Annotated in this window: 24 protein-coding genes; 16 read left to right on the top strand and 8 right to left on the bottom strand. The window is 72.4% G+C overall.

The features are described 5' to 3' along the window. Positions 1 to 80 precede the first annotated feature (80 nt). Positions 81 to 788 carry a GntR family transcriptional regulator gene (locus OG439_RS04805; RefSeq protein WP_326948114.1) on the top strand — a complete coding sequence of 236 codons (708 nt, stop codon included), beginning with the start codon at positions 81 to 83 and terminating at the stop codon, positions 786 to 788. After that, positions 785 to 2,191, top strand: coding sequence for an amidohydrolase family protein (locus OG439_RS04800; protein ID WP_326948113.1), 1,407 nt, complete (start codon positions 785 to 787; stop codon positions 2,189 to 2,191). Before OG439_RS04805 ends, OG439_RS04800 begins: the two co-directional genes overlap by 4 nt. Here the strand turns inward: OG439_RS04800 and OG439_RS04795 are convergent. Next, a complete protein-coding gene (locus OG439_RS04795; protein WP_326948112.1) occupies positions 2,180 to 3,016 on the bottom strand; it encodes a helix-turn-helix transcriptional regulator in 837 nt (278 codons plus the stop codon). The two genes, OG439_RS04800 and OG439_RS04795, sit on opposite strands and share 12 nt — an antisense overlap. A gap of 124 nt (positions 3,017 to 3,140) precedes the next feature. On the opposite strand from OG439_RS04795, the gene OG439_RS04790 reads away from it, so the two are divergent. Both OG439_RS04790 and OG439_RS04785 read left to right on the top strand, forming a co-directional pair. Next, entirely contained in the window at positions 3,141 to 4,037 is an 897-nt protein-coding gene (locus OG439_RS04790) for an MBL fold metallo-hydrolase (protein WP_326948111.1), read from the top strand. Positions 4,038 to 4,042: 5 nt separating this feature from the next. Then, a complete protein-coding gene (locus OG439_RS04785; protein ID WP_442792323.1) occupies positions 4,043 to 5,458 on the top strand; it encodes a carboxylesterase/lipase family protein in 1,416 nt (471 codons plus the stop codon). Here the strand turns inward: OG439_RS04785 and OG439_RS04780 are convergent. Further along, positions 5,400 to 6,338, bottom strand: coding sequence for a hypothetical protein (locus OG439_RS04780; RefSeq protein ID WP_326948109.1), 939 nt, complete (start codon positions 6,336 to 6,338; stop codon positions 5,400 to 5,402). The genes OG439_RS04785 and OG439_RS04780 overlap by 59 nt on opposite strands. A gap of 172 nt (positions 6,339 to 6,510) precedes the next feature. On the opposite strand from OG439_RS04780, the gene OG439_RS04775 reads away from it, so the two are divergent. Together OG439_RS04775 and OG439_RS04770 are read left to right on the top strand one after the other, a co-directional pair. After that, complete coding sequence (locus tag OG439_RS04775; RefSeq protein WP_326948108.1) at positions 6,511 to 7,272, top strand: S1 family peptidase; 762 nt, start codon at positions 6,511 to 6,513, stop codon at positions 7,270 to 7,272. Between the two features lie 198 nt (positions 7,273 to 7,470). Further along, the gene (locus OG439_RS04770; protein ID WP_326948106.1) at positions 7,471 to 9,708 is read left to right on the top strand and encodes a PQQ-dependent sugar dehydrogenase; all 2,238 of its coding nucleotides are present in this window, start codon (positions 7,471 to 7,473) and stop codon (positions 9,706 to 9,708) included. Between the two features lie 74 nt (positions 9,709 to 9,782). Here OG439_RS04770 and OG439_RS04765 read toward each other — a convergent pair whose 3' ends face one another. Genes OG439_RS04765 through OG439_RS04750 form a run of 4 tightly spaced genes read right to left on the bottom strand, consistent with a single transcriptional unit; the run spans position 9,783 to position 12,947 of the window. Further along, positions 9,783 to 10,718: a 2,3-dihydroxyphenylpropionate 1,2-dioxygenase gene (locus tag OG439_RS04765; protein WP_326948105.1), complete on the bottom strand. Its 936-nt coding sequence runs from the start codon at positions 10,716 to 10,718 to the stop codon at positions 9,783 to 9,785. Further along, positions 10,718 to 11,644 carry an alpha/beta fold hydrolase gene (locus OG439_RS04760; protein ID WP_326948104.1) on the bottom strand — a complete coding sequence of 309 codons (927 nt, stop codon included), beginning with the start codon at positions 11,642 to 11,644 and terminating at the stop codon, positions 10,718 to 10,720. Before OG439_RS04760 ends, OG439_RS04765 begins: the two co-directional genes overlap by 1 nt. Continuing rightward, complete coding sequence (locus OG439_RS04755; protein WP_326948103.1) at positions 11,641 to 12,135, bottom strand: cupin domain-containing protein; 495 nt, start codon at positions 12,133 to 12,135, stop codon at positions 11,641 to 11,643. The genes OG439_RS04760 and OG439_RS04755 overlap by 4 nt, the downstream gene beginning before the upstream one ends. Positions 12,136 to 12,161: 26 nt before the next feature. Further along, positions 12,162 to 12,947 (bottom strand): SDR family oxidoreductase, encoded by a 786-nt coding sequence (locus OG439_RS04750; protein WP_326948102.1) that lies wholly within the window; start codon positions 12,945 to 12,947, stop codon positions 12,162 to 12,164. Between the two features lie 41 nt (positions 12,948 to 12,988). Here OG439_RS04750 and OG439_RS04745 point away from each other — a divergent pair, with 41 nt between their 5' ends. The 6 genes from OG439_RS04745 to OG439_RS04720 all read left to right on the top strand — a co-directional run bounded on the left by OG439_RS04745 (position 12,989) and on the right by OG439_RS04720 (position 17,776). Further along, complete coding sequence (locus OG439_RS04745; RefSeq protein WP_326948101.1) at positions 12,989 to 13,807, top strand: IclR family transcriptional regulator; 819 nt, start codon at positions 12,989 to 12,991, stop codon at positions 13,805 to 13,807. 100 nt (positions 13,808 to 13,907) lie between these two features. After that, positions 13,908 to 15,392: a flavin-containing monooxygenase gene (locus OG439_RS04740; protein WP_326948100.1), complete on the top strand. Its 1,485-nt coding sequence runs from the start codon at positions 13,908 to 13,910 to the stop codon at positions 15,390 to 15,392. An 11-nt stretch (positions 15,393 to 15,403) separates the two neighbouring features. Then, on the top strand, positions 15,404 to 15,859 hold the full coding sequence (locus OG439_RS04735) for a cupin domain-containing protein (RefSeq protein ID WP_326948099.1): 456 nt from the start codon (positions 15,404 to 15,406) through the stop codon (positions 15,857 to 15,859). After that, entirely contained in the window at positions 15,856 to 16,221 is a 366-nt protein-coding gene (locus OG439_RS04730) for a nuclear transport factor 2 family protein (protein WP_326948098.1), read from the top strand. Before OG439_RS04735 ends, OG439_RS04730 begins: the two co-directional genes overlap by 4 nt. Positions 16,222 to 16,323: 102 nt before the next feature. Beyond that, entirely contained in the window at positions 16,324 to 16,911 is a 588-nt protein-coding gene (locus tag OG439_RS04725; RefSeq protein WP_326948097.1) for an RNA polymerase sigma factor, read from the top strand. Next, positions 16,904 to 17,776 carry a CU044_5270 family protein gene (locus OG439_RS04720; RefSeq protein ID WP_326948096.1) on the top strand — a complete coding sequence of 291 codons (873 nt, stop codon included), beginning with the start codon at positions 16,904 to 16,906 and terminating at the stop codon, positions 17,774 to 17,776. Before OG439_RS04725 ends, OG439_RS04720 begins: the two co-directional genes overlap by 8 nt. 30 nt (positions 17,777 to 17,806) lie before the next feature. On the opposite strand, the gene OG439_RS04715 is transcribed toward OG439_RS04720, so the two are convergent. Beyond that, positions 17,807 to 18,499 carry a siderophore-interacting protein gene (locus OG439_RS04715; RefSeq protein ID WP_326948095.1) on the bottom strand — a complete coding sequence of 231 codons (693 nt, stop codon included), beginning with the start codon at positions 18,497 to 18,499 and terminating at the stop codon, positions 17,807 to 17,809. A 160-nt stretch (positions 18,500 to 18,659) separates the two neighbouring features. Here OG439_RS04715 and OG439_RS04710 point away from each other — a divergent pair, with 160 nt between their 5' ends. Genes OG439_RS04710 through OG439_RS04695 form a run of 4 tightly spaced genes read left to right on the top strand, consistent with a single transcriptional unit; the run spans position 18,660 to position 20,637 of the window. Continuing rightward, positions 18,660 to 19,826 carry a hypothetical protein gene (locus OG439_RS04710; RefSeq protein ID WP_326948094.1) on the top strand — a complete coding sequence of 389 codons (1,167 nt, stop codon included), beginning with the start codon at positions 18,660 to 18,662 and terminating at the stop codon, positions 19,824 to 19,826. A 41-nt stretch (positions 19,827 to 19,867) separates the two neighbouring features. Then, positions 19,868 to 20,194, top strand: coding sequence for a hypothetical protein (locus tag OG439_RS04705; protein WP_326948093.1), 327 nt, complete (start codon positions 19,868 to 19,870; stop codon positions 20,192 to 20,194). A gap of 43 nt (positions 20,195 to 20,237) precedes the next feature. Next, positions 20,238 to 20,405, top strand: coding sequence for a hypothetical protein (locus tag OG439_RS04700; RefSeq protein WP_326948092.1), 168 nt, complete (start codon positions 20,238 to 20,240; stop codon positions 20,403 to 20,405). Positions 20,406 to 20,463: 58 nt separating this feature from the next. Continuing rightward, a complete protein-coding gene (locus tag OG439_RS04695; protein ID WP_326948091.1) occupies positions 20,464 to 20,637 on the top strand; it encodes a hypothetical protein in 174 nt (57 codons plus the stop codon). 8 nt (positions 20,638 to 20,645) lie between these two features. On the opposite strand, the gene OG439_RS04690 is transcribed toward OG439_RS04695, so the two are convergent. Beyond that, positions 20,646 to 21,812 carry a GAF domain-containing protein gene (locus tag OG439_RS04690; RefSeq protein WP_326948090.1) on the bottom strand — a complete coding sequence of 389 codons (1,167 nt, stop codon included), beginning with the start codon at positions 21,810 to 21,812 and terminating at the stop codon, positions 20,646 to 20,648. Positions 21,813 to 21,852 lie beyond the last annotated feature (40 nt).

Raw genomic sequence — 21,852 nt, 5'->3', positions numbered from 1 at the left:
GCGACTCATACTCTGCCCGCAATAGACGACTGTCAAGCACAGAATCGATTATCTGTCGCAGAGTGTGTTACGCTGCGATCATGGCGAAGAGAGCGGGCGGCGAGAGCCTGGCCGTGATGGTCTACGAGCAGCTGCGGTCGGCGATCCTCAACGGCGACCGGCCGCCCGGCGAGCGGCTCAAGCCCGGTGAGCTGGGCGAACAGTACGGCGTGAGCCTCAGCGTCGTGCGGGAGGCGCTCGGCCTGCTCAGCGCGAAGGACCTCGTGCAGGTCGACCGCAACCGCGGCTTCCACGTCACGCCGTTGTCCCTGCGCGCGCTCAACGACCTCACCGAGGCCCGCGTGGTCAACGAAGGCGCGGCGCTACGGCTGTCCGTCGAACGCGGCGGCGTCACCTGGGAGTCCGAGGTGCTCGCCGCCCACCACCGGCTCTCGGTGCAGCCGATGCTGCTGCCCGGCGACCAGCCGCGGCGCAACGAGGAGTGGGCGCTGGCGCACCTGGCGTTCCACCGCACGCTGATCGAGGCGTGCGGCAACGCCGTGCTGCTGGACATCTGCGCCCGGCTCTCGGACGCCGCCGAGGTCTACCGCGCCTGGTCGGCCACCGGCACGAGGGAGCTGCACCGCGACGTCGCCGGCGAGCACAAAGGACTCCTCGATGCCGCCCTGGCCCACGACACCGAAGCCGCGGAGACCCTCTTCGCCGCGCATGTCCGCCGCACCCAACAGATCCTCGTCGACGGCGGCCTCACACCGGCCGCCGACCGGCCCGCGACGGAGACCGCATGACCACCCGCCTGCTGCTCACCGCCGCCACCGTCGTCGACCCGCGGGACGGCGGCCTGAGCGAAAGCACCGACGTCCTGATCGAGGACGGCCGGATCCTCGACGTCCGGCCCGGTATCGAGGCAGCCGCGCAGCGCGTCGACGCGGCCGGGACCTACGTCGTCCCCGGGTACAACGACATGCACGCCCATCCCCTCGGCAAGGCCGATCCGGCGGCGACCCTCGAGCTGATGCTCGTCCACGGCATCACCGGCTTCCGGCAGATGGGCGGCAGCATCGACCTCCTGCGCCGTCGCGCCGCCGGGAAGCTCGGCTTCCCCGAAGCCTCCCCCGCGCTGCTCGCCACCCCGGGGCCGCTGCTGACGCCGGCGAACGCGTCCACAGTGGACCAGGTCGTCGCGGCCATCCGGGAGCAGCACGCGGAAGGCGCCGACTTCATCAAGGCCGGTCTCGTCACCCGCGACGTCTTCTTCGACGCCCAGGCCGAAGCCCGCCGCCTCGGCCTGCCCATCGTCGGGCACCTGCCGGCCGGCATCGACGTCGAAAAGGCGTCCCGGCTCGGGATGAAGTCCATCGAGCACCTCGGCCCCGGCGTCGCGCTGTTCGCCTGCTGCTCCGGCGACCACGACCACATCCGCGAGACCGCCGCGGCGGGCGGGCCCCAGCTGAAGCTGCCGCCGTTCAAGATCCCGTTCCTGGACAAGATCATGGACCGCGTGCTGCGCAAGCTGGTGATCAACCCGCTCAACCTCAGCAAGCCGGCCGACATCGCGAACCTCTCGCACGCCGTCGGCACGTTCGACCGCGACCGGGCGCACGTCCTCGCCGAGCGGTTCGCCGCCGACGGCACCTGGCAGGTCCCGACGCTGATCCGGATCAAGACTCAGGAACTGTGCGACTCCCCCGAGTTCGCCGACGACCCGGACTTGACGTATGTCACGCCGTCGACGCGGAAGGCCTGGCGGGCGGCGGCCGCCAGGTTCGCCGAGTTCCCGGCCGACGCCCGCGCGACGTTCACCGAGGCCTACGAACGGCAGCTCGACCTCACGAAGCTGTTCGACGACGCCGGGGTCAAGATGCTCGCCGGCACCGATTCTTCCGGCGCCGCTTGGGTTGTCCCCGGCGCGGCGCTGCACCGCGAGTTCGCGGAGTTCGCCCGCGCCGGCCTCACGCCGTTGCGGATCCTGCAGCTGACGACGACGCTCCCGGCCGAGTTCCTCGGCACGACGGACACCATGGGCACCGTCGAGCCCGGCAAGAACGCCGACCTGGTCCTGCTGGCCGGCAACCCGCTGACCGACGTCAAGCACCTCGGGCACATCGCGGGTGTCGTCCGCGCCGGAAAACATTACCCCGCCGCGGATCTGGCCGCCCGCAAGGAGAAGCTGGCCGGGTCAGTGCCCTGACCGGCCGAGCAGCTTGAGCGTGTTCTCCGAGGCGGAGCCCTCCGCCGTCGTCACGACGACGACGGTCTGCTCCGGCGAGCGCGCCGGCGTCAGGATCTGCTGGGCCACCGTCAGCGCGCCCACCAGCGGGTGGCGCAGGACGTAGGAGTCGGCTTCGCACGGCTTGACCCGGTGATCGCCCCACAGCGCGACGAACTCGGGGCTCTTCATGGTCAGCTCCCCCACCAGCGACGCCAGCAGCGCGTCTTCGGGGTACCGCCCGGCGACGGCCCGCAGGTTGCCGACGACGGCGCGCGCCTTGCGCGGCCAGTCCGCGTACAGCTCGCGGGTGTGCGGGTCGAGGAACAGCATCCGGGCCGTGTTCGGCCGGTCCGCCGGGCGCTCGGGCGCGGTCGGATCGACGTGGCCCGCCATCAACGCGTGGCCCAGCGGGTTCCACGCCAGGACGTCGCTGCGCCGCCCGAGGACCAGCGCGGGCACGTCCCCCAGCGAGCGCAGCAGGTCGCGCGCCAGCGGGTCGAGCCGTTCCGGCGGCGGCCGCCGTTGCGTGCGGGGTCGGTGCGCGGCCAGCTCACGCAGGTGTTCACGCTCGTGCTCGTCGAGCCGCAGCGCCCCGGCCAGCGCGTCCAAGATCGCGTCGGACGCGTTGACGGACTGGCCCTGCTCCAGGCGTGTGTAGTACGAGACGCTGACGCCGGCCAGCTGCGCCAGCTCCTCCCGCCGCAGCCCGGCGACACGTCGTCGTTCACCGAGGGCGGGCAGGCCGACGTCTTCGGGGCGCAGCAGGGACCGCCGCGCCCGCAGGAACTCGCCGAGAACAGCCATGTCCCCAGTAAACACGGGATCCGCGCGGCGAGCCTGACCCTGCCGGGGGTACGCAACGGCGGGGCTGGTTGCCCGCGTGAACCCGCCGCAGGCTGGGGGAAACACCAGCGAACCCGGAGCGGACATGCAGGAGATTGTGCTGGGCGACGTCACGGTCACCCGGATCACGGAGTACTACGGCTCGGTCGGGATGACACCCGAGACGTTCTTCCCGGAAAGCCCTGAAGGGGCCTGGGACGCGGACTGGCTCGCGCCCGACTTCCTCGACCGGGAGAACCACGTCTGCGTCTCGGCCATCCAGACCTGGCTGCTGCGCAGCGAAGGCAAGACCATCCTCGTCGACACCGGCGTCGGCAACCACAAGGAACGGCCGTACACGCCGGTGTGGAGCCACCTGAACACCGGCTTCCTCGGCAACCTCGCCGCGGCCGGCGTCCGGCCCGAGGACGTCGATGTGGTGGTCAACACCCACCTGCACATCGACCACGTCGGCTGGAACACCTTCCTCGACGACCGCAGCTGGGTCCCGACGTTCCCCAACGCGACCTACCTGATGCCCAAGCCGGACTTCGAGTTCTGGAACCCGGCCAACGGCCACGAGCCGAACCTGGGGCGGGGCAACCAGAACGTCTTCGAGGACAGCGTCGCGCCGGTGCACGAAGCCGGGCAGACGCTGCTGTGGGAGGACAGCCACCGCATCGACGCGAACCTGACGCTCGACCTGGCGCCGGGGCACACGCCGGGGTCGTCGGTGCTCACGCTCGACTCGGGCGGCGACCGCGCGCTGTTCGTCGGCGACCTGCTGCACACGGCCCTGCAGCTGGTCGAGCCCGACACGAACAGCTGCTTCTGCGAAGACCCCGCGCAGGCCCGTGCCACCCGGCGGCGGCTGCTCGGCCAGGCCGCGGACACGAACGCGCTCGTCCTGCCCGCCCACCTCGGCGGCCACGGCGGCGCCGAGGTCGTCCGCGACGGCGACCGGTTCGCCATCAAGGACTGGGCCCCGTTCGCCAAGCTCTGAGGAGAATTTCGTTGATCGTCACCACCACCACGGGCGCCGTCCGCGGCCACGCCGGGGTCTTCCTCGACGTCCCGTACGCCGCACCGCCGCTCGGCGCGGGCCGGTTCGCGCCACCGGCGCCCCACGAGCCGTGGGCGGGGGTGCGGGACGCGACGCGGCCCGGGCCGACCGCCCCGCAACCGCGCCGGGACGGCTTCGGGGCGCTGGACATGTCGCCGTACTTCGGGACCGGCTGGGTCCGCGGCGACGACTACCTCACGCTCAGCGTCTGGGCGCCACCGTCGGCCCGGGACCGCCCGGTGCTCGTGTTCGTGCACGGCGGCGGGTTCGTCACCGGCTCGACGCGCTCGCCGCTCTACGACGGGACGGCGTTCGCACGTGACGGCGTGGTGCTGGTGACGGTCAACTACCGCCTCGGCGTCCCTGGGTTCCTCGACCTGCCCGGCGCGCCCCGCAACCGCGGGCTCCTGGACGTCGTCGCCGCGCTGCGGTGGGTGCGCGAGAACATCGCGGCGTTCGGCGGCGACCCCGGCAACGTCACCCTGGCCGGCCAGTCCGCCGGCGCCACCATCACGGCCGGTGTCCTGGCCACGCCGGAGGCCGATGGCCTGTTCCGGCGGGCCGTCGTGCAGAGCGGCAACGGCCTGGGCGCGTTCACCCCCGAGCAGGCGGCGCGGGTCACGCGGGCGGCGGCCGACGCGCTGGGCGTCTCGCCGACGGTGGCGGCGTTCGGCGAGGTGCCGGACGAGCAGTTTGTCGCGGCGCAGCTGGGTGGCCTGGACCTGCGGACCGCGACGGATTTCGATCCGCTGCTCGGGCTGAGCGCGTTCAGCCTGGTGCTGGATCGCCAGCCCGCCGAGGCACTGGCGACCGACGTCGACCTGCTCATCGGCACGAACGCCGACGAAGGGGCGCTCTACCTTGCCCCGCAAGGAAATCTGGTCACGTCTACCGAGCAGGATCTGTTCGAGACCGCGACGCGGGTGTCGGCCGACCCCGCCGCGCTGGTGACGGCCTACCGCGCGAAACGTCCACATGCGACACCGGGCGAGCTGCGGTCGGCGATCATGGGGGACGCGTTGTTCGGCACCGGCAGCCGTCGCCTCGCCGAAGCCCACGGCAATGCGTACACCTACGAGTTCGCGTGGCGATCGTCCGCTGTGGACGGTCAGCTCGGCGCGGCCCACACCATGGAGCTGCCGTTCGTCTTCGATCGCCTGGACCTCCCGGCCCTGCGCGGCCCGCGCGGCCTGCTGGGCACCGGGGAACCGCCCGCCGAACTGGCGACGCGGATGCACACGGCGTGGGTCGACTTCGCCCGCACCGGTGACCCCGGCTGGACGCGGTCGGAAACCTGCCGTTTCAGCGAGCGGGCCAGCTCCACCGCATCCCCAGGATCCCCGGCGCCACGCCGGTCCTGAAGACGTGCGCGGGCACCACCGGCGACACGACGACCTCGGCCGACTCGCGCTCGGGGCCGTCCGGTGACTCCAGCCGATACGCGTGACAGGACAACGGCAGGGCCTTCGCGTCGAAGTGGACCTCTTGGAGGTGCTCGGACACCGGGTGCCGGAAACGGCGGTCGTAACTGGTGTCGGGGACGCCGTCGGTGTACTCGAACTCGTACTCCAGGATCGCCGTCTCGCCCTCGGCCAGCGAGCGGCTCAGCACCAGTTCGCTGACGAGGAAACCGTGCTCCGGCAGCACTTCCGTGCGTCCGGGCCCGCAGTACCGGGTGGCGACCAGCCGCGGCGGCGTCCCCGCGACGCACCCGCGCAGCGTCACCACCCGGGCCTGCACGGGTTCCGCCACCGCCCGCACGACCTCGCGCACCCGCAGCCGGGACAGCGAGCGGTCGGCGCGGACGTGCAGGGACTCGTGCAGGCTCAGCACCACCAGCGCCGGGTCGTCGGCGGCTTCGAACGAGTTCAGCACCGGGACGACGCCGTTGCGCGGACCCCACAGCCGCTCCCACTGAACCAGGCCGACCGGCGACCGGCCGCCGTCCGGGCGGGCGAGCAGACCGGTCAACGCGCCGGCGGGCAGGCCGAGGACGTCTTCCAGCACCGTGACCGCGCGCAGGGATTCGGGGCGCTCGGGCCGGGTGCGGCCGGTGCGCCAGTAGCTGAGCGTCGTGGTGCTGACCGGCGCGCCCGCCGCGGCCAGCCGGTCCTTGAGGCGGGCGAGGCCGAGCCCGCTCAGGTCGACGGCCAGCGACAGCGCCCGGCAGAACGGGCCGTCGGCGAGCGCGCGGGCCAGCTGCTCCCGGCGTCCCGGCGAGTGCACCGCGAACAACGACATGCGGGTCCTTCTCGGGTAGGTCCGTTCGGTCTAACACCCCGAGTGGCCGGTGTCACCCGACGAACGATCCGTCCTGTTCCGTTGATCGGCCCGGATCTTCGGACGGTTACCCGAACCACCCCGGCCGCTTACTTTCGGTGAGTCCCCACCGCAAGCCCCGAGGAGTCCCCCGATGCGTGAATCCCACGGCCGGTTCGTCCGCGCCGCCGCCCTGCTCGCCGGTTCCTGCGCCGCCCTCGCCACGCTCGCCGCCGCCCCCGCGTCGGCGAGCACCGCGCCGCTCTCCCCCGACGCGGCGCCGTCGATCATCGGCGGCAGCACGGCCCAGAACCCCGGCTACATCACCCGCTTCAACGGCCACGCCAACGGCTACACGTTCTTCTGCACCAGCACGCTGATCGGCGCGCGCTGGGTGCTGACGGCCAAGCACTGCATGTACGACAACAACGGCCAGCGGCTGTCCGACATCGACCTGTACGTCGGCTCGAACAGCGCGTCGGGCGGCGTGCACGCCAAGGCGTCGTCGACCTATGTCTGGTCCGGCGGCGACCTCGCGCTGATCAAGCTGAACACCAACGGCGGCAGCACGTTCGCCCAGCTGGCCGGCAGCTCCTCGGACGCCGAAGAAGGCGACACCGCGCGCGTCTACGGCTGGGGCTCGACCCAGGCGACCGACGAGGGCAGCCACCAGTCGAGCGTCCTGAAGCGCGCCGACGTCCGGATCTCCGACACCTCGGCATCCGACAACTACGGCGGCCCGGCAATCTCGGCGTCCACCCCGAACGGCGCGGTCGCGGGCGGCGACTCGGGCGGCCCGATGATCGACGGCGGCGTCCAGGTGGGCGTCTGCTCGACCAGCGACCGCTCCAGCATCACGACGTACGGCAGCGTCGCCGCGGGCCGCAGCTGGATCCGCCAGACCACCGGCGTCTGACCGGCCGGTCAGTGAATATCCCCCAAGGCGTTTGGGCGATCAGGGTACGTTTTCCGCCTTGATGTAACACCTTTCGGACTTCTCGCGGCATACGGGACAGCGATCACGCTCGGTACGGTCCCGGCGCAAGGAGTTCGTGTGATGGGTTTTCGACGCCCACTGTTCCCGCGTAGAGCCAGACGAGCGGTGGCGGCGGGGGTGATCGTGCCCCTCACCGTCGCCCTCGCCGCCGCTGTGCCCGCCGCGGCGGCGGTCCCCACCGGGTTCACCGACACCGTGGCGATCGGCGGGCTCAGCTCGCCGACCGCCGCGGCGTTCGCCCCCGACGGCCGGGTGTTCGTCGCCGAGAAGAGCGGCCTGGTCAAGGTCTTCGACTCCCTGGCCGACACGACGCCGACGGTGTTCGCGGACCTGCGGACGCAGACCCAGGACTTCTGGGACCGCGGCCTGCTCGGGCTCGCCGTCGACCCGGCGTTCCCCGCGCGGCCGTACGTCTACGTCTCCTACACGCTCGACGCCGTCCCCGGCGGCACGGCGCCGCGCTGGGGTGACACGTGTCCGACGCCGCCGGGCGCGACCGACCAGGGCTGCGTCGTCACCGGCCGCGTCTCACAGCTGACGATGGGCCCGGCGGGCACCGCCGTCAGCGAGAAACCGCTGGTCACCGGCTGGTGCCAGCAGTTCCCCAGCCACTCGATCGGTTCGCTGGCCTTCGGCCCGGACGGCGCCCTGTACGCGGGCGGCGGGGACGGCGCGAGCTTCAACTTCGCCGACTACGGCCAGGTCGGCAACCCGTGCGCCGATCCGCCCTCGCCCGCCGGGACGAACCTCGCGCCGCCGTCGGCCGAGGGCGGCGCGCTGCGGTCGCAGTCACCCCGCCGCGCCGCCGGGCAACCGGTGCTGCTCAACGGAACCCTGCTGCGCCTCGACCCCGACACCGGCGAGGGTGCGCCAGGCAACCCGTTCGCGAGCAGCACGGACGCCAACGCCCGCCGCGTGATCGCCTACGGCGCGCGCAACCAGTTCCGCTTCGGCTTCCGCCCGGGCACTGGTGAGCTGTGGGCCGGCGACGTCGGCTGGAACACCTGGGAGGAGATCAACCGCGTCCCGAACGCCGGGGACGCCGTCGCGGAGAACTTCGGCTGGCCCTGCTTCGAAGGCACGGCAAGGCAGGCCGGGTACGACGGCGCGAACCTCGACCGGTGCGAGTCGCTGTACTCCGCCGGCGGGCAGACCGCGCCGTACTACGCCTACAACCACAACGCGAAGGTCGTCGCGAGCGACCCGTGCCCGACCGGCGGCTCGTCGATCAGCGGGATCGCGTTCGAGTCCGGCAGCAACTACCCGGCCGAGTACGCGGGCGCGCTGTTCTTCGCGGACTCGTCGCGGGGCTGCATCTGGGCGATGCAAACGGTTGCGGGCCAGCCGAGCCCGACCAAGCTGGTGCCGTTCGTGACCGGCGTCAACGCGCCGGTCCAGGTCCTGAGCGGGCCGGGCGGCGACATCTTCTACGTCGCGCTCGGGAGCGGTGAACTCCACCGCGTCAGCCACCCGGCCGGCACCAACCGCCCGCCGGTCGCGGTAGCCACGGCCACGCCCGCCACCGGCCCGGCCCCCCTCGCGGTGCAGTTCGACGGCACGGGCTCCAGTGACCCCGACGCCGGTGACGCTCTCACCTACGCCTGGGACCTCGACGCGGACGGCGCGTACGACGACTCGACGGGCCCCCGCCCGACGTGGACGTACACGACCGCGGCGGTGGTGGACGCGGGCTTGCGGGTGACGGATTCGCACGGCGCGTCGGCGACGACGACGGTCCGGGTGACGGTCGGCAATCCCGCCGGCCTCGACCCGGTCCCGGTGATCGACACGCCGGTTTCGTCGCTGACCTGGTCGGTGGGTCAGTCGATCCCGTTCTCCGGCCGGGCGGTGGACGCCCAGGACGGCACGCTCCCGGCGTCGGCGCTGTCGTGGCGGCTGGCGGTCCGCCACTGCGCGGCCAACGGCACGTGCCACACGCACAACGTCCAGGACTTCACGGGTGTCGCGTCGGGTTCGTTCGTGGCGCCGGACCACGAGTACCCGTCGTACCTGCAGCTGACGTTGACGGCGACGGACTCGACGGGCCGCACGGGGACGCAGACGGTCGAGCTGCAGCCGAAGACGGTGACGCTGAACTTCACGTCGAGCCCGAACCAGGTGCTGCTCACGGTGGGCGGCACCCAGCAGCGGACGCCGTTCTCCCGCACGGTGATCGCGGGGTCGACGAACTCGATCAGCGCGGACAGCCCGCAGAACGTCCCGCCGCTGAACCTGAAGTACGCCTTCTCGAGCTGGGCCCACGGCGGTTCTCGCGCCCAGAACGTCGTAGCGCCGGCGACGTCGGCGACGTACAAGGCGAACTACCGGCTCTGCTGGCTGCTGCAGCCCTGCTGACCAAGACCGGTCGTGAGTGCGTAACAGTGTTCTAACACTGTTACGCACTCACGACCACCCCGGCACCCCCGCCGTCAGGTGATCGGGAACGTGGTGCCGATGCCCATGCCCGTGATCCACTCCGGGACCGGCTCGTAGCTCGTCCACACCAGCGGCAGGCCCGCCGCCACCTGGCCGATCAGCCAGCAGCGGACCTCGTGGCTGCCCGTGCCCGCGGTGTCCTCCAGTGCCTCGTGGCCCAGTGCCGCCACCGCGTCCGCGTCGCCCGAGGACAGCTGCGACAGGAACCACCGGTCCCACTCCGCGTTCACCCGCGCCCCGGGATCCCCGCCCATTGCGCGGACCCGTGGTTCGCGGGCTGCCGCGAAGGCGTGGACGTCTGCTCGGCCGTGGATCAGCGAGTCACGGCGCTCGCCCGCCACCGCCGGGTCGCGCGGGTCGTTCGACGGCAGCCAGTGCGAGAGCCCGCCGCTCGCCGCGATCAAGACGCGGCCGGGGAAGTCCGCCGAACGCAAGGCTGCTCCCAGCGCGTGGCCCAGGGAAACGCAGCGGCGCAAGGAAGGCAGCGGCGGTGCGGCTGTGTTGACCACCAAGGGCACCATCGGCAGCGACGTGCCGCCGGTGATCATCTCGTAGCTCTGCACGATGCCGTGGTCGACCGTCAGCGAGTACGACAGCGAGATGTCGAAGCCCGAAGAGGTCAGGCCCGCGTGCAGTGGCCAGGCCAGTGAGGACGCCACCGGCAGCGGGCCCTCCGTGCTGCCGTAGTCCCCGAAACCCGCCGCCTGTTCGACGCCCAGGACGAACGGTGGCATCACGTCGTAGAAGTTGCCGTGGAAGTGGTCCGGGCCGATCACCACGATCGCGTCCGGGGCGAGGTCCTCGACCGCGCGGCGGACGCGCTCGGCGTCGCCGAGGAAGCGGCCGCCCGGACCGTCCACCCGGGACGGTGGCAGCAGTGTCGCGAAAGGACTGTGGGACATCCCGACGAAGCCCGCGATCTCGGCCATCAGGACGGCTCCTTCCCGGTCAGCAGCCAGGTGCGGTGGACGTCGAGGAACTCGCCGACCTTCTCCCACTGCGGCCAGTGGCCGGCGTCGTCGATGACGTGCAGCAGCGCGTCCGGCAGCCAGCCGAGCAGCAGGTCGGCCTCGTCGAGCCCGCCCGTCGGGTCGTGGCTCGTCCACAGCAGCAACGTCGGCGCCGTCACCTTCGACACCCACGCCGGGTCCCACGCGAAGTCCTTGCGCACCTCCGGGTCCTGCAGCACCAGCGTGTTGGTGATCGCCTGGACGAACCCGGGCCGGGAGTAGATCCGGCGGCGCAGGTTCACCAGCTCGTCGGTGACCATCTCCTTGTGGTGGAACAGGAATTCGACGCGACGGCGGACGGTGGCGTCGCTCGGGTCGCGCACCGCCGCCATCGTGCTGTCGCGCATCCGCGCCATCACCTCGGGCTTGTTGGCGATGTTGCCCGGGGTGTTCAGGACGAGGCGGTTCACCCGGTCCGGGTGGTGCGCCGCGACCCAGGCGACGACCCAGCCGCCGAGCGACTCGCCCGACAGGTGCGTCCGGTCGATGCCCAGAACGTCCAAAAGGGACACCAGGTGCGCGGCGAGGACGTCGATCGTGTACGGCCGGTCCGGCAGGTCCGACCAGCCGTGGCCGACCATGTCGTAGACCGTGACGTGGAAGTCGGGGGCCAGCCCGGCCAGGTCCCGCGCGTACGCCTCCAGGTGCCCGCCGGTCCCGTGCAGCAGCACGAGTTCCGGCCCGGTCCCCGCCTGCAGTACCCGCGTCCGCACGACGCCGTCGTCCAGCGGGACGTCGACGTAGCGCAAGGTGTGCTCGAGTTCGCCCAGCTCGCCCCAGATCCCGGCGTGCTCGGGGATCGGCGGGCCCGACGGTTCGACGCGGGTTTCGTCCACTGTGGTCACTGTTCCTCCGCCTTCCGGGCTTCTTCCATGGTGGCCAGGCCCGCGCTTTCCCGGCGGCCCAGGCCGAACAGGCCGAGCAGCCTCGAGTTCTCGATGGTCAGGAACTCGACCGGGTGCTCGGCCGAGTCGTTGTGGTGCCGGTGCCAGGTCCACGGCGGCGTGTAGACGAACGAGCCCGTCGTCCAGCTGACGACCTCGTCTTCGATCTCGCTGTGGCCGTCGCCGGCGATCACGAAGTGCACGGTCTCGTGGTGGTGGCGCTGCATGTCCGAGCTCTCGCCGGCCGGGATGACCTGCCGGAACAGCTCGAACGTCGTGGTCGGCAGGGTGCCCGCGACGCGCAGCGACGTCGGGTTCGGCACCGAACCGGCCGGGATCTCGACGAGGTCCTCGTCGTGCACGACGAGCGGGCGCTGCTCGCCGGGGCGCACGACGTGGGCGATGCTCGTGAGGAAGTCGCTCATCGCGAACTCGGGTCCGGACGTGGACATGGGTTTCCTTCCCTTGCCGTGACCACTCAGGCCGGGCATTCCGTGCGGCCGCCGTCGACCGTCAGCACCGTGCCGTTGACGTACCCCGCTTCGGCCGACGCCAGGAACGCCACCGCGGCCGCGACCTCGCCCGGCGCGGCGGCCCGCCCGGCCGGGATGTCGGCGAGGTCCTGGGCCATCGCGGTGGCGACGTCGATGCCGGCGGCGTCGGCCCGGCCGCGCACCACCGCCAGGCGGCGCGGCGTGAGGGTCGCGCCGACGGCGACGCAGTTGACCGTCACCCCTCGATCGGCGAACTCCCGGGCGGCCAGCTTCACCGCGGACGTCGTCGCCGACCGCAGGACCGTCGACGCGGCGAGCGCGGGCTGTGGCTGCCGCACCGCCGTCGACGTCGTGACGACGACCCGGCCGAACCCGCGTTCGGCCATCGCGGGCAGCGCGGCCCGCATCAGCGCGAGCGGGCCGAGGAGCAGCAGGTCGAGGTCGTGGTGCCACTGCTCGGCGGGGATGTCGAAGACGCCGCCGGGTGCCGGGCCGCCGGTGTTGGCCACGACGACGTCGAGCGAGCCGTACTGCTCGCGCACGCGCGTCACGGCGTCGGCCGCCGCGGCGGGCACGGCCAGGTCGCAGACGCGGTAATCGACGCCGTCGCCGAGCGCCGACGCCGTCTCGGCCAGGGTCTTCTCGGTCCGCCCGGCGAGCACGACCCGGTGCCCGGTGGCGAGCAACGCGGCCGCGGCGGCGGCGCCGATCCCGCCGGCGCCGCCGCCGACGAACGCGACCCGGGGACTGGGGTGCTGGTTGGTCTCCATGATGTGTCCTACATTCGGTCCATGAGCGAGAGCGGCCAAGGGTGAGTCCCACTGCCCGGGACTCCCGATCGGCTGACGACGGGTCGGCGGCCGGCGCGCTCGAACGCGCGGCCGCCATCCTGGACGCCTTCGACGCGACCCACCGCGAGCTGCCGCTGGCCCGGCTGGTCGAGCGCTCGGGGCTGCCGCGCTCGACCGTGCACCGCACGGCGGCCCGGATGATCGAGCTGGGCTGGCTCGACAAGCCCGGGGACAAGTACCGGATCGGCACCCGGCTGTTCGAGCTGGCCGGCCTGGTCCCGGTGCGCCACGAGCTGCGCGAGGCCGTGCTGCCGTACCTGCAGGACCTGTACGCGGCGGCGCGGACCACGGTGCAGCTCGGCGTGCTCGACGGCGTCGACGTGCTGGTCGTCGAGAAGATCACCGGGCACCGGCCGCTGCCGATGCTCTCCCTGGTGGGTGGCCTGATCCCGGCGCACTGCTCCGGCCTCGGCCGGGCCATCCTGGCCTGGTCGGACGCGGCGACCGTCGACGCGGTCGTGGCGGCCGGGCTCACCCGGCGCACGCCCCGCACGATCACCAGCCCCGAGGCGCTCGCCCGGGAGCTGGCCACCGTGCACGAGCAGGGCTGGGCCTACGACCGGGAGGAGGGCAACGCCGGGATCAGCTGCGTGGCGGCGCCGATCTTCGACTTCACCGGCAACGTCACCGCCGCGCTGTCGGTCACCGGGCCCAGCGCCGCCGTGCAACCGGACCGGATCGGGCCCGCCGTCCGGATGGCGGCCGCCGCGGCCAGCCGGGCGTACGCCGCCCGCCGGTGGGCGGTGCCGCGGCCCGCGCCCGAGCTGCCGTCCCAGTGACCAGGACTCCCGGTTGGCTCTCCGCGGCCGGTTGTTCCACGCTGTGGCCCACGCCGCGCCGGAGCTGCCCGGCACCGGCGCCGGATCAGGAGGACCAGGCATGCACGTCGCGATCATCGGGGCCGGGCTCGCCGGGCTCACCACGGCCAAAGTGCTGCTGCAAGCGGGCCACGACGTCGTGGTCTTCGACAAGACCCCCGACGTCGGCGGCGTGTGGAGCCGGACCCGCCGCTACCCCGGCCTCACCACGCAGAGCCCCAAGGCCCAGTACTCGTTCTCGGACTTCCCGATGCCGAAGGACTTCCCGGAGTGGCCGGGCGGGGCCCAGATCCAGCAGTACCTCGCGGCCTACGCCGACGTCTACGACGTCACCCCGCACCTGCGCCTGGAGACCACCGTGGAGTCCGTCGTCCCCGACGGCGCCCGCTGGGTGGTGACCACGGACTCCGGCGTCCCGGAGACGTTCGACCGGGTCGTCGTGGCCAACGGCGTGTTCTGCGAACCGGCGGTCCCGGACTACCCGGGACGCGCGGAGTTCGAGGCTGCCGGCGGCCGCGTGCTGGCCGGCAGCGATTTCACCGACGTCGAAGAGGCACGCGGGAAGCACGCGCTGGTCGTCGGCTACGGGAAGTCGGCCTGCGACGTGACCGTCGCGATCAGCGAGGTCGCCGGGACCACCGACGTCATCGCCCGGCAGCTGCTGTGGAAGGTGCCGCGCAAGATCGCCGGGTTCCTCAACTTCAAGATGCTGCTGCTGACCCGGATGGGCGAGGCGCTGTTCCGCTACCGGTGGCTGCGCGGGTTCGAGAAGTTCCTGCACGGCCCGGGAAACCGGCTGCGCGCGTCGATGCTGAACTCCGTCGGCTCGGTGTCGGTGCGGCAGTTCCGGTTGCGGCAGCACGATCTCCTGCCGTCCGGGCAGATGGAGGACATCGTCAAGGGCGCGATCGGCCTGGCCACCGAAGGCTTCTTCGAGGGCGTGGCCGGCGGCACCATCCGCGTCCGCCGCGACCAGGTGATCACCCGGCTGCACGGCGGCGACCGGCCGGGCGCCGAATTGGCCGACGGCACGGTGCTGCCCGCCGACCTGGTCGTCTGCGCGACCGGGTTCACCCAGGGCGTGCCGTTCCTGGACGAGACCGTGCAGAAGCAGCTGTTCGACGAACGCGGGAACTTCCTGCTGTACCGCCAGATCCAGCCGCTGCGGGCGCCGGGGCTCTACTTCAACGGGTACAACTCGTCGTTCTTCAGCCCGCTCAACGCCGAGATGGCGGCGCTGTGGATCGCGGCCGACCTCGCCGGCGCGCTCGCGCTGCCGGACGTCGAGGCACGGCACGCGGACGTCGTCGGGCAGCTCGCGTTCCTGGACGTCGCGACCGGGGCGCACCACTGCCGCGGCACGAAGATCATCCCGTTCTCCATCCACAACGTCGACGAGGTGCTCGGCGACCTCGGCCTGCAGATCCCCCGGTTCACCCGGGCGACGCACTGGCTGAACCCGGTTTCCCCGGCGGCGTACCGGAAACTGACGCCCGAGCTGCTGGCGCGGCTCGCGAAGCACACCCCCGAACCTGCCGCACTCTAGGAGGATTCCCGATGGACACCGCACCGAAGACCGGCCACCACGTCATCCACCCGGGTGACGGCACGAACCTCGGCGCGATCGGGCTGGGCATCCACGCCCGGCTCACCGGCGCCGACACGAACGGCGCGTACTCGCTGTTCGAGTACGTCGTGCCGCCGGGCCTCGGCGGGCCGCCGACCCACATCCACAGCCGCGAGGACGAGCTCTTCACCTGCGTCCAGGGGCAGGTCGAGGTCGAGCTGGACGGCGAACGGCACGTCCTCGGCCAGGGCGATTCGCTGCTGATGCCGCGCGGGGTGCCGCACGTGTTCCGCAACCCGTTCGACGAGGAGACCCGCATCGTCGCCGTCGTTTCCCCGCCCGGGCTGGAGAACTACTACAAGGAACTGAGCGAGCTGCCGCCCGGGCGCGACATGAAGCTGGTCGCGCAGGTGATGACCCGCTACGGCCTTTCGCTGCAGAAGTGACCGGCCACGAACGGATGGTGCGCGCGATGTGCGCGGCCGTCGACGCGGGTGACGCCGAGGCGTTCGGCTCCTGGTTCGCCGAAGACGCGACGTACACCTTCGGCAACGGCGAAACCCTGTCGGGCCGCGACGCGATCGTCGCGGCCACGGCGGGGGCCGCCGGCGCGTTGCCGTGGGTCCGGCACACCGTGGACCAGGTGGCTTTCGCCGGAGACGACCAGCTGTTCTGCCGCTTCACGATCGAAACGGAGTCCCCGGAAGGCAAGCCGCTCGCCCTGCCGTGCGTCACGGTCATCTGGCTGGACGGGCCGCGGATCGTCGACTACCGCGTCCACATGGACATCTCCCCGGCGCTCGCCTGAGCCCAGCCCCGCTGTGACCTGAGTCACCTCTGCCCCGATTCCCGGAACCCGTTCGCGGGTTCGGAGAACAGCAGATGACACTGGCGGAGCGAGAGGCGGGCGATGACCCCGGAGAACCCCGAAGACGACGACGCGAGCGTGATGGCGCGCTCCCGGGACGAGCCGAGCCTGTTCGCGGTCATCTTCGACCGCCACGCCCGGCACATCCACCGCTACCTGGCCCGACGCCTGGGCCCGACGGCCGCGGACGACGTGCTCGCGGACACGTTCCTCATCGCGTTCGGCAAGCGCGCGAAGTTCGACCTGTCCCGGCCGGACGCGCGGCCGTGGCTCTACGGCATCGCCACGAACCTCGTCTCACGGCACCGGCGGACGGAAGTGCGCGCGCTGAAACTCCGGCTGGCGCTCGGGCCGCCCGCCGCGGAAGACGGTCACGCCCAACGGGTCGCCGACCGCGTCACCGCGCAGGCCCTCGGCGCGAAGCTCGACCGGGCGCTGGCCGTGCTGCGCCCCCGCGAGCGCGACGTCCTGCTGCTCGTCGCCGCCGAAGGGCTGGGCTACCAGGAGGTCGCCGACGCCCTCGCCATCCCCGTCGGCACCGTGAAGTCGCGGCTCAACCGCGCCCGGGCCCGCGTCCGCGCCGAACTCGGCGCCGTCGAACTCGTGAAGGAGACCTCGCACCATGGATGAGCTGGACCTGATCCGCGAACGCGCGGAGGCCGTCGGCTTCGCGACGGCGGAGGACCTCGCGCCGGCCCGGGCGCGGCTCGTGGCCGCGACGCGGACCGGACGGCCCCGCCGGTGGTTCTGGGCCGCGGGCGCCACGACGATCGGGCTGGCCGCGGCGATCACCGCCGTCGTCACCCTGACCCCGGCCGACCGGATCGGGGTGGGGGCCGGCGTCGCGAACGCCGATCCGGTGAAGGTGCTGACCGAGGCGGCCGGCGCGGCGCTCGCGGAACCGGCCACCGCGCCGCGCCCGGACCAGTTCCTCTACGTGAAGACGGCGCTTCCGGAGCACCGGACACGCGAGGTCTGGCTCTCGGTGGACGGCACCCGCGACGGCTTGATCGACGGCACGAAGTCCGCCGGCTGCCGAGACGGGAAAGCTCCCGTCTACGGCGCCAACAACCCGAAGCTCGAAGGCACTCTGGAGGACTGCCAGCCCTACCCCGCCTACCGGGCGGACCTGCCGACCACGGCCGACGCCATGTTCGCCTACCTCGAAGCCCACCACAGCGGCGAAAAGGGCGACACGAACGCGCTCGGCAAGGACGTGGTCGCCCTCGCCTACGAGCAGGCCCTCACCCCCGCGTCGTACGCGGCACTGTTCGCGGCGGCGGCGAAGGTGCCGGGCCTGACGGCCCTCGACCACGTCACCGACGGCGCCGGGCGTCCCGGAGTGGGCATCACCTGGCCGGTTCCGCCCGGCTCGTCGCCGGAAGCGAAGCCGGAGGTGCTCGTCTTCGACCCGGCCACGCACCGGTTCCTGGGCACGGACAGCAGCGCGGTGGTGGTGAAGACCTTCGTCGACCAGGCCGGGCAGCGCCCCTGACCGCTCGGCTGTGGCGGGCTCCCGGCTCGCTCAGTCGAGCCCCGCGCGGCCCTCGGCCCAGTAGGCCTTGCCGGTGACCGCGCGGGGTGGGTGCGGCCACGTCCGGCTGTCGCGGCGGATCGCGTGGACCGTCGCCGCGTCGCCGGTGACGACGAGGCTGCCGGGGCCGGCCGCGCGGGCCCGGCTCAGCAGCTCGGCACGGTCGGCCGTCTTCCCGACCACCTGCGCGTCGAGGTCCAGGCCGGCCAGGACCTCGGTCAGCCCAGCGGGATCGCGCGCTTCGAAGACGTGTGACACCTCGGCGGTGACGGTCCGCAGCGCACAGGCGAGCGCCACGCTGGACTCGTCCCCGACGAAGACCACCGGGCCGGCGGTGGCGCGCAGGTCGATCGACCGGCGCGGGCCGAACACCTCGCAGGCGTCGCCGACCGCCACCTGCCGCAGCCACCGCGCCGCCGGGCCGTCGCCGTGGGTGAAGCCGAGCAGCTCCGTCACGCCGCGCTCGACGTCCCAGCCGATCGGCGTGTAGGTGCGCAGGCTCAACGTGCCCCGCCGCGGCCGGAACTGCAGCTTCGCGCCCGGTACCCAGGTGGCCTTGCGGAAGGCGTCGGCCGCCAGTTCCACGCGCACGAAGTCGGACGGCAGCCGGGTCACCGCGGTGACCCGGGCGGTGTCCAGCACCATGCCGCCGGCGAGGTCGGCGAGGCGTTCGAGTGCGGTCATCGTGCTCCTTTTCGACGTCCCCATGGACATCTCACGAACTCTGGACGGGCTCGGGTACCGCTTAACGAACGGGTATTGCGGCGCTACGGCGACAGTCCTAGCGTGTGCCCCGACCGTTGATCGGACTGGGGGTCCCATGCCACGTAGTCGTCGATTCATCATGCCCATCGGAGCGGTGCTCGCCGCCGGAATGCTCCTCGCACCACCCGCGAACGCCGCGGCGGGGCCCACCACCCTGCCCGCGAGCCAGTACACGCTCAGCGCGAACTACCACCAGTTCGACGCCGTCGACGCGGCGCTCGTCTCGACGCTGGGGACCGCCGCCGTGCACACGGTGATGGACAACGCGAACCACGACCGGACCGGGCTCCCGTCGTCGTTCGCCCCGGCCGGCCTGTCGACCGGGTTCCAGTTCGACAGCGCGGACAACTCCGACTGCGCGAACTACCCGCAGGGCATCACGACCAGCCGGGACGCGGTCGGCACGGCCGACAGCGGCAACTACGACGGCCACCAGCTCGTGGCCGTCAGCTGGTACACCAAGGCCTCCTGCACGGGCGCGCAGGAACGCAGCCGGATCACGCTGGTCGACTGGGATGCCACCTACCCCAACAAGTACCGCAAGATCCTGCTGGTGCAGCCGACCGGAACCGCGGCGGCGCCGGACTTCCAGGACATCCCGATCCACGCGGGCGGGGTTTCCTGGTACGGCGACTACCTGTACGTCGCCGACACCGGGCACGGCATGCGCGTGTTCGACATGCGCAAGATCCTCAAGACGAACACCGGTGGCACCGCCGACCAGATCGGCCACCAGAGCGGCAGTACCTATTACGCGCACAACTACGCCTACGTCCTGCCGCAGGTCGGCACCATCACGGCGAGCACGACGTCCGGCACCAACCTCGCCTGGTCGTCGATCTCGCTGGACCGGGTCAGCAAGTCGATCGTGATGGCGGAGTACACCTGCGCGTCGGGCTGCACGGACTACCCGAACCGCGCCCCGCGCGCGGTCCGCTTCCCGTTCGCCGCGGGCGCGACGACGTTCGCCGCGACGACGACCGCGAACCAGGCGCTGCAGCTGCCCTGGTACAAGCTCAACGGCGTCGCCTCGCACAACGGGCGCTGGTGGTTCAACTCCTCCGGGGACAAGAAGCTGTACTACTGGACCTCGGCGACCGGCCCGGCCACGCACACCTGGGTGGGCAGCGGTGAAAGCCTGTCGTACTGGGAGGACTCGGCCAACGCCGACCTGCTGTGGAGCCTGCAGGAGGGCGCGGGCAGCCGGAACGTCTTCGCCGTCACGCAGGCCACCTACGGGGCCTGACGTAAGCTGGGCGAAACGGACACGCCCCAGCGGAGGTGCAGGTGACGAGGCTCAAGCAGCTGCTCGTCGTCCTGCTGATCCTCCTCGGCACGGCGACCGGCGCGACCTCCTGGGACGCGCCGGTCGTCACCGCCGGGCCGTCGGCGTCCACTCAGGACACACTGACCGAGCGGCCCGCCGTCCTGCGGGTCACGGCGACCGCGCCACACCTGACCGCGCCGGCGCCGCACACCTGGTGGGCGGTCCACCCGCTCGCTCTCGAAGCGTCCTCGCCGGACCGGACCGGCCGCGTCCTGGACGCGCCCGGCACCCGATCGGCCGTCTCCCTCCCCACCGCGCAGTCCCCTCGGGCCCCGCCCGCCTGGTGAACCGGATTTCCCTGTTCACCACGCCTTCAGTGAGGACTGCGTTGTGCCCTTTGTCGTGCTCGTTCTGCTGATCGCCACAGTCGTGGCCGCGGTCGGCCTGCTCGTGAAGATGTTCCGGAACGACGAACCGCTCATGGGCGGGTTCGCCCTGTGCCTGCTGGTCGGCCCGGGAGCGGTGCTGGCGTTCCTGCACCTGGCCCTGGACGGCTGACGTCCGGCCCGGCCGGCGCTCGCTCCGGGCGCCGGCCGGGCTCGCTTATGCTCATGAGGTGGAGACGGCACTGATCCTCGGCGGCTCGGGTGTGGGCCTGCTGATCTTGCTCCTGATCACCACGTTCGTGCTGCTCGGCCGCCGCGCGCGCCGCGGCCGCAAGTCCGGGAAGTACACCTACCGCGCCAAGCCGAACGGCACGTACGACAACTCGTCGAGCACCCCGCACTGACCGGAAGCTCAGCCGTCGTGGACGGTCAGCTCCACGCCTTCGGCCAGCCGGTACGGGCGAGTGTCCACAATGGCCCCCAGCCAGCGTCGCAGCCGTGACACCTCCGCGCGGACCGTCACCAGGTGCTCGGCGTCTCCGTACAGGGCCCGGCTCAACGCTTCCGCCGACAGGCCCGCCGGGCCGGCCGTGCGCAGGCAGCCCAGGATCTCCGCGTGCCGCGGGGTCACCGGGCGGCACCAGCTCGTGTCGCCCGAGCGCATCCGCAGCATCGGCGCCCCGGCGACGTCGAGGTCCAGCCACACCCGGCGCTCGGTGTCGGCCGGGCGCACGAGCCAGCCGTCCGCCAGCCGCTCCGGCAGGCACGCGCCCAGGCCCGGCACCGCCAGCACCTGGCCCTCCGACGGCGCGGCGATCCGCTCCCCCGCCGCGATGCCGACGGCGTGGGCGACCCAGCCGTCGTCGTCGACCAGCAGGGCGGGGCCGGCCAGCACCGGTTCCGCCGTGCGCCGCAGCCGGTCGAGGCGCTCCTGGTGGTGGCGCCACAGCTGCGACTCGGCCAAGCGGCGGCCGGTCTCGACCAGCGCGCCGATCGCCGGGTGCAGGGTCAGGGCCGGGCCGCTGACGTCGATCACCCCGAGCAGCTCGCCCGTGCGCGGGTCGTGCACCGGCGACGCCGTGCAGTACCAGGGGTGCTGGTTCTGCTCGAAGTGCTCGCCCGCCAGCAGCTCGACCGGTGCGGCTTCGGCGAGCGCGGTGCCGATCGCGTTCGTGCCGACGCGGGCCTCCCGCCAGTCCGCGCCCTCGGCGAACCCCAGCGTGTCGGCCTGGCGCCGGATGCGGGGCGAGCCCTCGCGCCACAGGATGACGCCCTCGGCGTCGGTCACCACCAGCAGCACGTTCGCCGTGTCGAGCACCTGGCCGAGGTCGCCGACGACGTGGCGCAACGGCGAAGCGTGCCGGCGTCGCGCGACCTCGTCGAGCGGGACCGAGTCGCGGGTGTTGATGCCGTCGGCGGCGAGGCCCAAGCTCAGCGCGCGGGACCACGACCGCGACACCAGCGGCCGCGGCCGGACGCGCGGGCGGCCGCCGCCGATCACGGCTTCGTGCATCCGGACGAGGTCACGCGCGTGCGCCGGCAGGCTGGCACCGGGCGGTAGGGAGCTGTGCACGCCCATGGGCCACCTCCGCACCGTCGCGTCGGCCCACCAGCCTAGA

Source organism: Amycolatopsis sp. NBC_01307 (genome assembly GCF_035975215.1).
GTDB lineage: Bacteria > Actinomycetota > Actinomycetes > Mycobacteriales > Pseudonocardiaceae > Amycolatopsis.
Note: the sequence above shows the minus strand (reverse complement) of the source record. Positions and strands in the feature narration are given on the sequence as shown.